We start from the raw sequence: 14437 nt of genomic DNA on the forward strand, positions 1-14437 counted from the left end.
ATAACTAAATGCGGCGTTTTTTTATAGAAAAACGTTTCGCTAATAAGGGTAGCACCCTAATTTGGCGGTAATGTCACTTTTACATAAGATAATACTTTTCTCCGCTTTGCATATTTCATTCCTGGTGTTAATTTCAGAGGAAACCCCATAAGGAAATAGCACGATGAAGAATCTCATTGCTGAGTTGCTGGTTAAGCTTGCACAAAAGGAAGAAGAGTCTAAAGAACTGGTTGCCCAGGTCGAAGCGCTGGAAATTGTCGTCACCGCGCTATTGCGGCGGATGGATACATCCGATCAGCAGGCGTTAATCAATAGCATCGAAGGGGCGCTGGATAAGGCACGACCCGACACTCAGGTTCCACCAGAGGATGCCGAATTGCTGCAGCAATACGTAAAGAAGCTGTTGAGGCATCCGCGCAGTTAAGCCGTCACGAACGGTTCTGACGTTTCACAAAATTGTCATGCAGGATGCCTGGCGCTGCTCTGTATTTATTTTTTATCTGTTTGTACCGGTAGAAAATAAAAGTGAAATAGAGCACGCGTGTTATCGCGTTACTTCCCCTATCCTTTATGTCGATACCGCCAATACCGGTACGTTGGGTCTGAAATGAGAAATTCCCGGCAAATCACCGCTGCCGGGTGGTTTTTTTCCTGTTACGAACCAGACTTACAGGGAATATTCACAAAAGGATGGTGCAATGAAAACAACATTACTGGTTACTCTGCTCTCCGGCCTGTTCCTGATCTCATCGGCGAATGCGGAAGAGAAAACGCTAACGCCTCAGCAGCAACGGATGACGACCTGTAATCAACAGGCGACGTCCCAGAGTCTGAAAGGCGATGCCCGTAAGACCTATATGAGCGACTGCCTTAAAAACGGTGCCGCAAAGCCTGGCGAAAAAAGTCTGACGCCGCAGCAGCAAAAAATGCGCGAGTGTAATGCGAAAGCGACCGAACAGTCCCTGAAGGGAGACGATCGCAGCAAGTTCATGAGTGCCTGTCTGAAGAAACAAGTGTAGTTCTAACGGGTGAGTGGCGTCGGCTGCTCACCCGAAATTTCATACTTTCCCCGCAGTCCCCCTCTCTATAATTTGGGAAAATGTTTCAGAATATTCCCAAAAATGATGAATGATGAAACGTATTACAACAAAAAGCGCATTCGGGAAGAGTGGAGTTTAACCCTTTCTCAGGATGACCCTTACCGCGCCGGCATCCAGTTTGCCCGGCGGGTTCGGCTGGCGCGCGCTGTTGGTCTGGCAGCCATGTTTTTCCCCGTGGCGGGAATGCTGGTCATCCATTTTTTACCCGGCGGATGGTGGTTGATCCTGGTAGGGTGGGCGTTCGTCTGGCCCCATTTTGCCTGGCAGTTATCCTGCCGCGCCGCGTCACCTCACCAGCAGGAGATTTTCAACCTTAAGATGGATGCCATTATCGCCGGGCTCTGGATTGGCGTGATGGGGCTGTATGCATTACCCACGGCAGCGTTGGTAATGATGGTGGGAATGAACATGATGGGCTCCGGTGGCTGCCGCCTGTTTCTTGTGGGGATAACGTTAACCCTCCTGACCGCGCTGGTGACGCTGCCCCTCGTCGGGAAAGTAACTGTCTTCAACCCCGATCCCGTGGAGTGGGGCTTAACGCTTCCGGTCCTCATGCTTTATCCCATGCTGTTTGCCTGGCTCAGCCACCGGACGGCCATCAGGCTTGCGGAACATAAGCGGCGGCTGGAAATGATGAGTACCCGCGACGGCATGACCGGGGTCTTTAACCGACGACACTGGGAAATGCTGCTGCGTAATGAGTTTGAGCACTGCCGCCGGAGCCACTGCAACGCCACCATTTTGCTGATTGATATCGACCATTTTAAAAACATCAATGATACCTGGGGGCATGACGTGGGCGATAAGGCGATTGTTGCTCTTACCCGTCAGCTTCAGATGTCAGTCAGGTCAGGCGATGCGATAGGCCGTTTTGGCGGAGATGAGTTTGCCGTGATTATGTCGCAGACAGCGGCTGAAAGCGCCATCGCCGTCATGTCTCGGGTGCACGAGCGTCTGGAAACGTTGTCCTTACCGTGCGCACCGAAAGAGCCTCTGCGCATCAGCGTAGGTGTTGCCCCCTGGGGGCCACAGTTTGGACATTACCGGGAATGGCTGAAGGCTGCAGATGTGGCGCTGTATAAGGCGAAAAATGCCGGGCGCGGCCGCACCGAAGTGGCCGCCTGACGCCCGGTCAGAAATCAGGATTTACTCAGCTTCTCTGATTTTTCCATGCATTTTGCCATCGCCTCGATGACGGCAGAGCGGAATCCACGTTCTTCCAGCACTCGTACCGCTTCGATGGTCGTGCCGCCAGGCGAGCAGACCATGTCCTTCAGTTCGCCCGGATGTTTACCGGTCTCCAGCACCATTTTGGCGGAACCCATCACCGCCTGCGCGGCGAATTTATACGCCTGCGCACGCGGCATGCCGCCAAGCACGGCGGCGTCGGCCATGGCTTCTAAAAACATGAACACGTATGCAGGTGCAGAGCCGCTGACGCCGACAACAGGATGGATCATGGATTCCGCAATGACTTCCGCCTCACCGAAGCAGCGGAAAATGTTCAGCACATCAGCCACCTCTTCTGAGGTCACCAGCGCGTTAGGGGTGACGGAGGTCATACCGGCATTAACCAGTGAGGGAGTATTGGGCATCGCGCGGACGATTTTACGGTCATGACCGAGCGCGCGGGCCAGTTGATCGAGCGTCACGCCCGCGGCAATCGACACGACCAGCGTCTCTTTATTCAGACTGGAGGTGATGTCGCTCAACACTTTGATCATGATGTTCGGCTTAACGGCGCCAAAGACGATATCGGCGACCTGGGCGACTTCCTGCGCGCTTTCGGCGGCGTTGATCCCGTATTGATCGCGCAATGCGGCGACGTTGTCCGGTGACGGGGTATAGACCCAAATCTGACCGGGCAGAACCTGCCCGCTGGCGATCAGGCCGCCCAGGATGGCTTTGCCCATGTTACCGCAGCCGATAAACCCGATTTTCTTATCCATCACGATTCTCCGTCATTATGCGTTGTTTTCTCTGATTGATAGCTTAACAACGAAATGCAGGCGACAATAGTCGGCAGAGACATTATGGGGAGACAATATGGCGATTTGGGTTGATGCGGACGCGTGTCCGAATGTGATTAAAGAGATTTTATTCCGCGCCGCCGAGCGCGTTCAGATGCCACTGACGCTGGTGGCGAACCAGAATATCCGCGTTCCGCCTTCGCGCTTTATCCGTTCCTTGCGCGTCCCGGCCGGGTTCGACGTGGCGGATAATGAAATTGTTCGTCTGTGCAGCCCGGAGGATCTGGTCATTACCGCTGATATTCCACTGGCGGCGGAAGTGCTGGAGAAAGGCGCAGCGGCGCTCAACCCGCGCGGTGAACGTTATTCGCCTTCAACCATCCGGGAAAAACTCACTATGCGTGATTTTATGGATACCATGCGGGCCAGCGGCGTGCAGACCGGAGGGCCGGACAGCCTGTCCCAGCGCGATCGCCAGCAGTTTGCTGCCGAACTGGCTAAATGGCTGCTGGAAGTGAAGCGTCGCACAGCGTAATGATAATTATTGTCACTTTGTGGTACAGTGTGGCTTCCGCAGGGTTGTCATCCCGTACCGCTTTGCAGTAAAGTATTCTACACATCTTCTGCAATGATTTCTTTACACTCTTCAGCCATCCGGCATCAAGGGGAACACCTGGCTATGACCCAACCCATCTTTTTAGTTGGCCCCCGCGGCTGTGGGAAAACCACCGTTGGCCTGGAACTGGCACGCGCATGTCATCGTCAGTTTGTTGATACCGACCACTGGCTGCAAACCGAGGCCGGCAGAACCATCGCGGACATTGTTGAGCAAGAGGGATGGGAGAGCTTTCGCGCACGCGAAACGGCCGCGCTGAAAGCGGTCACCACGCCGTCAGCCGTGATTGCGACAGGAGGGGGGATTGTTCTCGCCGAGTGTAACCGGCATTTTATGCGTGAAAAGGGCATTGTGATCTATCTCTGCGCGCCGGTTTCGGCTCTCGTGGGGCGCCTTGAGGCCTTTCCGGAGGAGGGACAACGTCCGGCGCTGACCTCCAGACCGCTCAGCGAAGAGGTGAGCGAAGTCCTGGCCGAGCGTGATGCCCTGTACCGTGAAGCGGCGCACCACGTTGTGGATGCTTCTGCGGCACCGGAAGAGGTGGTGATTCAGATTATTACCGCCCTGCGTTTGGCTTGTGCCAGCTAACCGCCGTCTATACTGATAGCTCAGACATAAAAAAAGGATGAGCTATGCCAACCAGACCTCCCTATCCGCGCGAAGCACGTATCGTTACCGTTGAAAAAGGCACAGGCGATCAAACCGTGACCTGGTATCAGCTGCGTGCCGATCACCCCAAACCGGACTCGCTGATCAGTGAACATGAGACTGAACAGGAAGCCCTGGATGCCAAACGGCGCTACGAAGATCCCGAAAAGTCATAGATGTTTTCCTAAACGCTCCAATACCGTGCCTGAATCACACTTTTTACTCATCGCCAATGTTAAGCAGGAGTTAATATTTAGTTATTACAGGTGACTCCGTTACCCGCAGGTGATCTTTACATTTCGCGATGCAGATCACCTGCTACGCTTGGTGCTGTTTTGTTGAAAAAACGAACTGTGCAGCGTAGTGAGCCTGTACCTGTGTAATAAGATTTTGTAGTAATGGAAGGCGAAGACGATGAAGGCAACGTTGGCGATCCTCACTATTGGTGTGGTCCCTGTAAGCGAAGTGTTACCGCTTTTAACCGAGCATGTCTCTGAACAGCAGATCACGCATCTCAGCCTGCTTGGTAAGATGAGCCGGGAAGAGGTCATGGAGGACTACGCTGTTGAGGCGGGGGAGGAGCCCCTGGCGACGTTATTAAGCGACGGTAAACTGGCGCATGTTTCACGACAGAAAATTGAGCGTTCGCTGCAGGCAGTGATAGAAGTGCTCGATAATCAAGATTATGACGTTATTTTGCTGATGAGTACCGCCCCCATTAAGGGACTGGTGGCGCGCAATGCGATTTTGCTTGAGCCAATGCGCATCATTCCGCCGCTGGTGGCCTCTATTGTTGACGGGCATCAGGTGGGGGTGATTGTGCCGATGGAAGAGCTCATGAACAACCAGGAAGCAAAATGGCACGTGCTTGAAAAAACGCCTCTGTATGCCCTGGCAAATCCCTTCTGGGACAGCGAGGCCAAACTGATCGCTGCCGGGAAGGCGCTACTGGAGAAAGGGGCGGATGTGTTGATACTGGACTGCCTCGGTTTCCATCAGCATCACCGTGATTTATTGCAAAAGGCGCTGGACGTGCCGGTGCTGTTATCAAATGTTCTGATGGCGCGCCTGGCTTCCGAACTCCTGATGTAATGATTTTGCGTGACAGGCAATGAGCATGGCCCCTATAGTGAATTTTTATCTCTGAATATAAGGGCCAGTTCATGCTTCAAAGTAACGAATACTTTTCCGGTAAAGTGAAATCCATTGGTTTTACCAGCAGCAGCACGGGCCGCGCCAGTGTGGGCGTCATGGCTGAAGGGGAATACACCTTTGGCACGGCCGAAGCGGAAGAGATGACGGTAGTCAGCGGCGCGCTGAACGTCTTACTGCCGGGTGAAACGGAATGGAAAGTTTACGCTGCCGGGGAAGCCTTCAACGTTCCTGGCCACAGCGAATTTCATTTGCAGGTTGCTGAACCGACCTCTTATCTGTGCCGCTATTTGAAATAAAAAAAAGCCGGGTGACGCTAACGCTTACCCGGCCTGTGTTTTGCCTGTTATCTCTGCGCTTCGCCGCCGAGACCTTCCACCAGATTCTGAATTAACGCCGCCAGCTCACCGGTCATTAGGATAAAGTCCGCATCAAAACGCTGGGCGTAATCTTCCCGGTCAATATCTTCATTTTGATCGCGCAGCTCATCGCAGAACTTCAGACGCTTCACGGAGCCGTCATCACACATCACGAACTGAATGCGCTGCTGCCAGTCGAGCGCCAGTTTGGTAACGACTTTCCCGGCTTCGATGTGTACCGCAATTTCGTCACTCACCAGATCCTGCTTTTTGGCGCGGATCACGCCGCCATCTTCCAGCAGGGCTTTCAGCTCGGCTTCATCCAGAATCTGGAAACCTTGCGCCGCAGTACCACTGCGAACCCATTCTGTCAGGGTCAGCTCAATCGGCGTTTCCAGTGCCAGCGGAACGACCGGTAAAGAACCGATACTTTTACGCAGCAGGGCCAGGGTATCTTCTGCTTTTTTGGCGCTGGCGCAGTCGACCATGATCAGCCCGTTAACGGTATCGATCCACATCATCGTCTGGCTAAAGCGGCTAAAAGCGCGCGGCAGCAGAGAGTGCAGGACTTCATCTTTCAGCGAATCTTTTTCGGTTTTTTTCAGCTTGCGGCCCTGCTCGGCTTCCAGCTTGAAGATTTTTGCTTCAAGCGCCTGCTTCACCACCGGCGTGGGCAGAATTTTCTCTTCTTTGCGAGCGCAAACGATGATTTGTCCCGTGCTGCTGGCGTGGGTCAGGGCATCGCTTTGTGAACCCATTGGCGGAACCCAACCGGTTTTTGCCATATCCTGGCTACCGCAAGGGGAAAAGCTATAAGCGGCTAACTGTTTTTCCATCTCTTCTGCACGCAGCGAAACGTCGCGGCTGAGACGGTAAACCATCAAATTTTTGAACCACAGCATGATAATTTCCACGGCCTTGTCGTTAAATCAGCGGGCATGATAACGAATTGTCGCATCGCTTGCATTGCTAATCGGGAAGCGTGCTTCTACTCTGTTGATAATCAAAAGAATGAGGAGAGTCTTGTGCGTATTGGGATTGATTTGGGCGGCACCAAAACAGAAGTCATTGCGCTGAGCGAGCAGGGGGAACAGCTGTTCCGCCACCGTCTGCCTACGCCGCGCGATGATTACCACCAGACCATCGAGACGATTGCCCGGCTGGTCGATATGGCCGAGCAGGCGACAGGGCAAAGCGGTACCGTCGGGATGGGTATCCCGGGGTCAATCTCCCCTTATACCGGCGTGGTTAAAAATGCTAACTCCACCTGGCTGAACGGTCAGCCATTTGATAAAGATTTAAGCGCGCGTCTGAACCGGGAAGTGCGTCTGGCCAATGACGCCAACTGCCTGGCGGTCTCCGAAGCCGTTGATGGCGCCGCCGCAGGGGCGCAGACTGTTTTTGCGGTGATTATCGGGACCGGCTGCGGTGCGGGCGTGGCGTTTGGGGGGCGTTCGCACATCGGTGGCAACGGCACGGCGGGCGAGTGGGGGCACAATCCGCTGCCGTGGATGGATGAAGATGAACTCAAATACCGCGCCGACGTGCCGTGTTACTGCGGCAAGCAGGGCTGTATTGAGACGTTTATCTCCGGCACCGGTTTTGCGACCGATTACCACCGCCTGAGCGGTCGACCGCTCAAGGGTAATGAAATCATGCGTCTGGTTGAAGAACAGGATCCGGTGGCTGAACTGGCCCTGAGCCGTTACGAAATGCGTCTGGCAAAATCGCTGGCGCACGTCGTGAATATTCTCGATCCGGACGTGATTGTGCTGGGGGGCGGGATGAGCAACGTTGACCGCTTGTACGCCACGGTGCCAAATCTTGTGAAGCAGTGGGTTTTCGGCGGCGAGTGTGAAACCCCGATCCGCAAAGCCGTCCACGGCGACTCCAGCGGCGTGCGCGGCGCGGCGTGGCTGTGGCCGGAATAAAAGCAAAACAGCAACGCAAGTTGCTGTTTTTGATGTTTGTACCCTCTCCCTGTGGGAGAGGGCAAGGGTGAGGGCACCAGACCGCAGCGACCCTTTATTCACCCCACCGCAAACTCCCTGTCCAGCCTGCTATACCCCAGCCCATTAATCTTCTTCACCTTAATCTGCACCGGTATGCGCTCTTTCATCGCCTCGACGTGGCTAATGACGCCGATGGTTTTCCCGGTAGCGTTCAGCGCGTCGAGCGCATCCAGTGCGGTATCCAGCGTTTCACTGTCGAGGGTGCCGAATCCTTCATCCAGGAACAGCGAATCGATTCGCGTTTTGTGGCTCACCAGATCGGAAAGCGCCAGCGCCAGCGCCAGGCTGACCAGGAAGCTCTCGCCGCCAGAGAGCGTGCGTGTATCGCGTACGGCATCCGCCTGCCAGGTGTCGACTACTTCCAGCTCCAGCGCATCGCTGGCTTTGCGCTGCAGCAGATAACGCCCGTGCAGGCGATTTAGCTGCTGGTTAGCAAGCCAGACGAGATTATCCAGCGTCAGCCCCTGAGCGAACTTACGGAACTTATCGCCGGTACTGGAGCCGATCAGCGCGTTCAGATAGCCCCAGTCGTCGGCCTGACGCGCGGCCTCTTCAATTTGCTGCATCAACGTCAGCTGATGCTGACGGTTGTCGCTGTCCTGCTTGAGCTGCTGGCGGATCTCGCCCTGATGCGTGGTGTTCTCGCGAAGCTGTTGCGCCAGCTGCTGCAGCTGGATTTGCAAAGTGGATGCATCGGCCTCGAGACCTTCCGGGCGCAGCGCAACATGCGCCTGTAGCTGCTGGTTCGCCTGGCCGGATAGCGCCGTGGCCTGCTGTATCTGGTTTTCCAGCGACTGCTTCAGCTGTTCGAGGCCACGGAGGATGTCATCATCCAGCAGAGCGGCAATGAACGCCTCCCTGTCGGCAAAACAGCTGGCAGAGAGCGCCGCGGAGAATTGGGTCTGCGACTGTTGCAGGCGCTCTTGCTCCAGCGCCTCCTGTTGCTGCTGGGCGGTAAGCTGGCTTTGCAGCGATACGCATTCATCGTGAATGGCGCGCCAGCCATCAGGAATGGCCGGTTCGGTCTCTTCGGTGTGGGTTGCCGGAAGTGTGTCGAGCAACGGCTTCAGAGCGTTGCTGCGTTCCACAAGAACGCCGTGCTGCGTTTGTTTTTCCTGCCACTGCGCGAATTCTCCTTCGCGGGCGTGCAGCCAGGCGGCTTCGTTCCCCTCTTCGGGAACGCTAAGCGACAGCGTGAGCAGGGTGTGTTCCAGCGTCTGGCGTGTCGCCGTCAGCTGCTGCTGATACTGGCGCGCCTGCGCTTCCTGTTCGTTCAGCTGGTTTTGCAGGGTAAGACGCTGGCTGAGCTGATAAAGCTGGCGCTCATAGTGTTCCTGCTCGTTTATCCATGGCGCGATATCTTCCTGAATATTCAATGTGATATTCAGGGACGCGCAGATCTCAAGCCACTCTTTAGTGAGTGCTTGCTCTTCCTCAGACAGGGTCTGCACGTCGCCTGTCTCGCGCTGAATCTGCTGAGCCAGGGCATTAACCTGCCCCAGCACCAGCAGGCCTTCTTCTTTTAGCGCGGCCACCTCTTTTTCCAGCGCATCACGGCGGCGCTGGTTATCCGTCAGCTCAAGCGATTGATATTGCTCAATGGCGGGATGCTCGCAGGAACCGCACAGGGGACAAGGTTTGCCTGCCTCAAGCTGTGAACGATAGCTTTCCAGATCTTTAATTGTCGCTTCACGCTCGCACAGGGCCTTCAGATCCAGATAGTGCTGGTGTTTCTCTTTGTACTGCTGGCGGCGCAGCGTCAACGTTTCATTAAGTTTGCTCTGCTCCGCCTGGGCTTTCTGTACGCTTTCATTGCTCTGGCGCAGGCGCTTTTGCAGCGGCTGATAGCGAGCGTGTAGCGACGTCAGCCGCTGGCGCTGCGTGCGTGACCGGGACTGCTGCTCCATTGCCACGTTGACCTCATCCGCCGTCAGCGTGAGCGTATTTTCCGGCATGTCAGTCAGCTTGTTACGTAACTCAGTCATCCGCGCAGCGTGCGTGGCCAACTGGTTTTTATCGCGGTTAAGCTGTGAGAAGAGCGCGCGCCATCCGGCAATCTCCTGACCCAGCAGGCGATAACGCTCGTGCTCCGCCAGCCACTGCGCCAGCGCCGTCAGTTCAGTATGAAGCTCGGCGTGGGTACGCAGGGCAGTATTACGGATCCGCGCGCGCAGCGCGGTTTTGGCTTGTAAGCGAGTATTTACTTCAATAATACACTGCTGGGTTTGCGTCAGACGCGCGGTTTGCTCCTGCTGGTGTGCCCAGAGCGGACGAAGCTGGGCGGCGGGCTGCGCAAGCTGGAGCTTTGCCAGCTCAGGCGCAGCGTCCGTCAGAGCCTGTTGTGCCTGCTGCTGCAATGCGGTGATGCGTTGTTGCTCGCGCACAAGCTCATCATGACGGGTAAGCCACTGAAAATGTTTCTGCTGGTTTTTCTGCTGTGCCAGCAACGTTTTCTCTTCGTCAGTAAGTGCCTGCAAACTTTGCTGTAATTGCTGCTGCTGTTCTTCACTCAGCAGCACGACGCCCGCTGCCTGCGCCTCGCACTTTTCCAGCAGGCTGCGGGCGGCTTTGTGTTTTTCAAACACCATGGCGGAAATCTGGCCGTAGATTTCGGTGCCGGTCAGCTCTTCCAGCAGCTCTGCGCGATCGCTCGGTTTGGCATTCAGGAAGGCGGCAAATTGCCCCTGTGAGAGCAACATTGAACGGGTAAAGCGGCCATAGTCCAGACCGGTGAGCGCGGCGGTTTGCTCCAGCTTGTCCGTGACTTTATCGGCGAGGATTTTGCCATCTTCGCAGCGGGCCAGCTCCACGCGCGGCGCCTGCAGGTTGCCGTCCGGCTGGTTGCGTGCCCGGTTCTGGCTCCAGAAGGCGCGGTAGGCGATACCTTTTACCTCAAACTCCACTTCCGCCAGACACTCGGCGGTATCTCGCGTCATCAGGTCGTTTTGTGCCTGGGAAACCTTACTCAGGCGCGGCGTTTCGTGATAAAGCGCCAGACAGATGGCGTCGAGCAGGGTGGTTTTACCTGCGCCTGTGGCGCCTGTAATGGCAAACAGCCCGTTGCTGGCAAAGGGTTCAGCGGTAAAGTCAATTTTCCACTCGCCCTTAAGGGAGTTGAGATTTTTCAGACGCAGGCTCAAAATTTTCATGCGTTTTCTTCCTCGTCATTGAGGGCATGCAGGGTATGGGTGAACAGTTCGCTGAGTCTTTCGCGCTTCGCGTCGTCAATATCCTCCTGCAAGAGCCTGCGCTCAAACACCTCTTCTACCCGCAACTCGCTGAGCGTTTCCCGCTGGGCGCTTAACAGAATTTTCTCGCGCTGCTCGCGGCTGCGGCGCACCAGTAAGACCTCTACCGGCAAGTCTTCCGTCAGCGCCTGGATTTTTCGCTGCATATCATGCAGGTAGTCATCCGTAGTGATTTCGATATCCAGCCAGACGGGGGGATTAAGCGCGGTGCCGCGCCACTGTTCAAGCTGAGCGGTGATGGCCTCCAGATCGCCTTTCAGCACCGCCAGCGGCTGGGTGACCGGCACCTCCAGCGTCTCGACGGCACTGAGTTTGCCCTCGCTGAAGCTCACCAGATGCACGGATTTGGCTTTGCCGGTTTCATCGAAACTGAGCGAAATAGGGGATCCGCAGTAGCGGATATGCTCGCAGCCGCCGATAACCTGGGCGCGGTGAATATGCCCGAGCGCAATGTAGTCCGCAGGCGGGAAGTTCTGCGCCGGAAAGGCGTCCAGCGTGCCGATATAGATGTCACGCACGGCGTCACTTTTACTGGCCCCAACGGTGGTGAGATGCCCGGTCGCAATCACCGGTATCGGCTGTTCGCCACGCAGGTTGCAGGCATCCGCGTGCTGCTGGTGATAATAGTCGGTGATGGCCTGTAATAAATGTTGCTGCTTTTCCGTGCCCGACAGTCCCGCCTGACTTTGTACGATATCGCGCGGGCGTAAAAAGGGGATCGGGCACAGCACTGCCCCCGGCGTACCGTCGCGTTTTTTCAGGATCTGCGGGGCATGCCCGGCGCTGGCGACGACGGTAGTATTGAGAAACGCCAGAATGTCGCGGGATTCATTGAGCGTTGCCACGGAGTCATGGTTACCGGCGACTATCACCAGATGACAGCCGGTCTGCTGCAAGTTCACCACGAAGCGGTTATACAGCTCGCGCGCATAGCTGGGGGGCGACCCCGTATCAAAGATGTCACCCGCGACAATAATCGCATCGACCTCGTGGGCCTGCGCCGTCTCCAGCAGCCAGTTCAGGAACGCTTCATGTTCAGCCGCACGGCTTTTGCTGTAAAAATTTTGACCGAGATGCCAGTCCGAGGTGTGAAGTATGCGCATAGCGGTTCCGTGGCAAAAATGAGAAAGCAGGATTATAAACGTTCAGAGAAGGGAAAATAACCGCTGTAATAAAACAACGGTTTGCCCGCTACCGTGGTAATGTTTTTCATAAATCTGTCATAAATCTGACGCATAATGGCGCCGAATTACAAACGTGTAACTTAATAAGATAAGACAGGGCAAAGTATGGCGAGACGTATTCTGGTCGTAGAAGATGAAGCTCCAATTCGTGAAATGGTGTGCTTCGTGCTCGAGCAAAATGGCTTCCAGCCGGTTGAAGCGGAAGATTATGACAGCGCAGTGAACCAGCTGAATGAACCCTGGCCCGATCTGATTCTGCTGGACTGGATGTTGCCTGGCGGCTCCGGACTGCAGTTTATCAAACATCTGAAGCGTGAAGCGCTGACCCGCGACATCCCGGTTGTCATGCTCACGGCGCGCGGAGAGGAAGAGGATCGCGTGCGCGGACTAGAAACCGGCGCGGACGATTACATCACTAAACCGTTCTCCCCAAAAGAGCTGGTCGCCCGCATTAAAGCCGTGATGCGCCGTATTTCACCGATGGCGGTGGAAGAGGTGATAGAGATGCAGGGACTCAGCCTTGACCCTACCTCGCACCGCGTGATGACCGGCGAAAACCCCCTCGATATGGGCCCTACCGAATTTAAACTCCTGCACTTCTTTATGACTCACCCGGAACGCGTATACAGCCGCGAGCAGTTGCTGAATAACGTCTGGGGAACTAACGTGTATGTCGAAGACCGGACGGTTGACGTACATATTCGCCGCCTGCGAAAAGCGCTGGAACTGAGCGGCCACGATCGCATGGTACAGACGGTCCGCGGCACGGGTTATCGTTTTTCGACCCGTTTCTGAACAATGACAGGAGTGTGACGCGTGCTGGAACGTCTGTCATGGAAAAGGCTCGTCTTTGAACTGATCTTATGCTGTATTCCGGCCTTCCTTCTTGGGGCCTTTCTCGGACATCTGCCGTGGTTTCTGCTGGCGTCGGTCACCGGGCTGCTGATCTGGCATTTCTGGAACCTGCTGCGCCTCTCCTGGTGGCTGTGGGTTGACCGCAGTATGACCCCACCGCCGGGCAGCGGCAGCTGGGAGCCCCTGCTGTACGGCCTGCACCAGATGCAGATGCGTAATAAAAAGCGCCGTCGCGAGCTGGGTAGCCTGATTAAGCGTTTTCGCAGCGGGGCGGAGTCGTTGCCGGATGCGGTCATCCTGACCACTGAAGAAGGCACCATCTTCTGGTGTAACGGCCTGGCGCAACAGCTGCTGGGCCTTCGCTGGCCGGACGATAACGGTCAGAACATCCTTAACCTTTTACGCTATCCCGAATTCACGCTGTATCTGAAAAAGCGTGATTTTACCCGCCCGCACAATCTGAAGCTCAACAATGGTCGCCATCTGGAAATCCGCGTGATGCCTTACAGCGATAAGCAGTGGCTGATGGTGGCGCGCGATGTCACCCAAATGCACCAGCTTGAGGGCGCGCGCCGTAATTTCTTTGCGAACGTCAGCCACGAACTGCGTACTCCGTTGACCGTGCTTCAGGGTTATCTGGAGATGATGCAGGAGCAAACGCTGGAAGGTGCGCCGCGTGAAAAAGCGCTGCATACCATGCGCGAGCAAACGCATCGCATGGAAGGGCTGGTGAAGCAGCTGCTGACGCTCTCGAAGATTGAAGCGGCGCCTACGCTTGCGCTGAATGACACGATAGATGTGCCGATGATGCTGCGGGTTGTGGAGCGTGAAGCGCAGACGTTAAGCCACAAAAAGCATCACCTGACCTTCGAGGTCGACAGCACGCTAAAGGTGCTGGGCAGTGAGGATGAGCTTCGTAGCGCCATATCCAACCTGGTGTACAACGCGGTGAACCATACGCCGGAAGGGACGGATATTATGGTGCGCTGGAACCGTACCCCTACGGGCGCCGAGTTTAGCGTGGAAGATAACGGGCCGGGGATCGCACCGGAGCATATCCCGCGTCTGACCGAACGCTTCTACCGCGTGGATAAAGCGCGGTCGCGGCAAACAGGGGGGAGCGGCCTGGGGCTGGCGATTGTGAAGCACGCGGTAAATCACCACGAAAGCCGACTTGATATTCAGAGTACGCTGGGGAAAGGAACCCGCTTCAGTTTCGTTATTCCGGAACGATTAATTGCCAAAAAGACCGCCTGAGGGCAGGTGTGTCATTTTCCCTTTCCACGGGTCAGC

General features: G+C 55.7%; 15 protein-coding genes. 11 read left to right on the top strand and 4 right to left on the bottom strand.

The window, feature by feature from the left end:
- Positions 1-163: 163 nt before the first annotated feature.
- The 3 genes from iraP to adrA all read left to right on the top strand — a co-directional run bounded on the left by iraP (position 164) and on the right by adrA (position 2225).
- Positions 164-424: an anti-adapter protein IraP gene (gene iraP, locus L977_RS08910; protein WP_014882730.1), complete on the top strand. Its 261-nt coding sequence runs from the start codon at positions 164-166 to the stop codon at positions 422-424.
- Positions 425-698: 274 nt separating this feature from the next.
- Positions 699-1019 carry a phosphate starvation-inducible protein PsiF gene (gene psiF / locus L977_RS08915; protein WP_014882731.1) on the top strand — a complete coding sequence of 107 codons (321 nt, stop codon included), beginning with the start codon at positions 699-701 and terminating at the stop codon, positions 1017-1019.
- Between the two features lie 102 nt (positions 1020-1121).
- Positions 1122-2225 (top strand): diguanylate cyclase AdrA, encoded by a 1104-nt coding sequence (gene adrA / locus L977_RS08920; RefSeq protein ID WP_047625615.1) that lies wholly within the window; start codon positions 1122-1124, stop codon positions 2223-2225.
- 14 nt (positions 2226-2239) lie between these two features.
- On the opposite strand, the gene proC is transcribed toward adrA, so the two are convergent.
- Positions 2240-3049: a pyrroline-5-carboxylate reductase gene (gene proC, locus L977_RS08925; RefSeq protein ID WP_014882733.1), complete on the bottom strand. Its 810-nt coding sequence runs from the start codon at positions 3047-3049 to the stop codon at positions 2240-2242.
- A 97-nt stretch (positions 3050-3146) separates the two neighbouring features.
- Here proC and L977_RS08930 point away from each other — a divergent pair, with 97 nt between their 5' ends.
- From L977_RS08930 to ppnP, 5 genes are all read left to right on the top strand, one after another.
- Positions 3147-3605 (top strand): YaiI/YqxD family protein, encoded by a 459-nt coding sequence (locus L977_RS08930; RefSeq protein WP_047625616.1) that lies wholly within the window; start codon positions 3147-3149, stop codon positions 3603-3605.
- A gap of 144 nt (positions 3606-3749) precedes the next feature.
- Positions 3750-4274: a shikimate kinase AroL gene (gene aroL / locus L977_RS08935; protein ID WP_014882735.1), complete on the top strand. Its 525-nt coding sequence runs from the start codon at positions 3750-3752 to the stop codon at positions 4272-4274.
- A 44-nt stretch (positions 4275-4318) separates the two neighbouring features.
- Entirely contained in the window at positions 4319-4510 is a 192-nt protein-coding gene (gene yaiA, locus L977_RS08940) for a protein YaiA (protein WP_014882736.1), read from the top strand.
- 238 nt (positions 4511-4748) lie between these two features.
- The gene (locus L977_RS08945; RefSeq protein WP_014882737.1) at positions 4749-5426 is read left to right on the top strand and encodes an AroM family protein; all 678 of its coding nucleotides are present in this window, start codon (positions 4749-4751) and stop codon (positions 5424-5426) included.
- A 71-nt stretch (positions 5427-5497) separates the two neighbouring features.
- Positions 5498-5785, top strand: a complete 288-nt coding sequence (gene ppnP / locus L977_RS08950) for a pyrimidine/purine nucleoside phosphorylase (protein WP_014882738.1) — start codon at positions 5498-5500, stop codon at positions 5783-5785.
- A gap of 47 nt (positions 5786-5832) precedes the next feature.
- On the opposite strand, the gene rdgC is transcribed toward ppnP, so the two are convergent.
- Positions 5833-6747 carry a recombination-associated protein RdgC gene (rdgC, locus tag L977_RS08955; protein ID WP_014882739.1) on the bottom strand — a complete coding sequence of 305 codons (915 nt, stop codon included), beginning with the start codon at positions 6745-6747 and terminating at the stop codon, positions 5833-5835.
- Between the two features lie 123 nt (positions 6748-6870).
- Here rdgC and mak point away from each other — a divergent pair, with 123 nt between their 5' ends.
- A complete protein-coding gene (mak, locus tag L977_RS08960; protein WP_014882740.1) occupies positions 6871-7776 on the top strand; it encodes a fructokinase in 906 nt (301 codons plus the stop codon).
- A gap of 98 nt (positions 7777-7874) precedes the next feature.
- Here mak and sbcC read toward each other — a convergent pair whose 3' ends face one another.
- Entirely contained in the window at positions 7875-11006 is a 3132-nt protein-coding gene (sbcC, locus tag L977_RS08965; protein ID WP_047625617.1) for an exonuclease subunit SbcC, read from the bottom strand.
- Positions 11003-12208: an exonuclease subunit SbcD gene (gene sbcD, locus L977_RS08970; RefSeq protein ID WP_014882742.1), complete on the bottom strand. Its 1206-nt coding sequence runs from the start codon at positions 12206-12208 to the stop codon at positions 11003-11005. The genes sbcC and sbcD overlap by 4 nt, the downstream gene beginning before the upstream one ends.
- A 186-nt stretch (positions 12209-12394) precedes the next feature.
- Here sbcD and phoB point away from each other — a divergent pair, with 186 nt between their 5' ends.
- Positions 12395-13084 carry a phosphate response regulator transcription factor PhoB gene (gene phoB / locus L977_RS08975; RefSeq protein ID WP_008503265.1) on the top strand — a complete coding sequence of 230 codons (690 nt, stop codon included), beginning with the start codon at positions 12395-12397 and terminating at the stop codon, positions 13082-13084.
- A gap of 21 nt (positions 13085-13105) precedes the next feature.
- On the top strand, positions 13106-14401 hold the full coding sequence (gene phoR / locus L977_RS08980; RefSeq protein WP_014882743.1) for a phosphate regulon sensor histidine kinase PhoR: 1296 nt from the start codon (positions 13106-13108) through the stop codon (positions 14399-14401).
- The last annotated feature ends 36 nt before the right edge of the window (positions 14402-14437 follow it).

It is taken from the genome of Enterobacter sp. ZOR0014, from assembly GCF_000798855.1.
Taxonomy (GTDB): Bacteria; Pseudomonadota; Gammaproteobacteria; order Enterobacterales; family Enterobacteriaceae; genus Enterobacter; species Enterobacter kobei.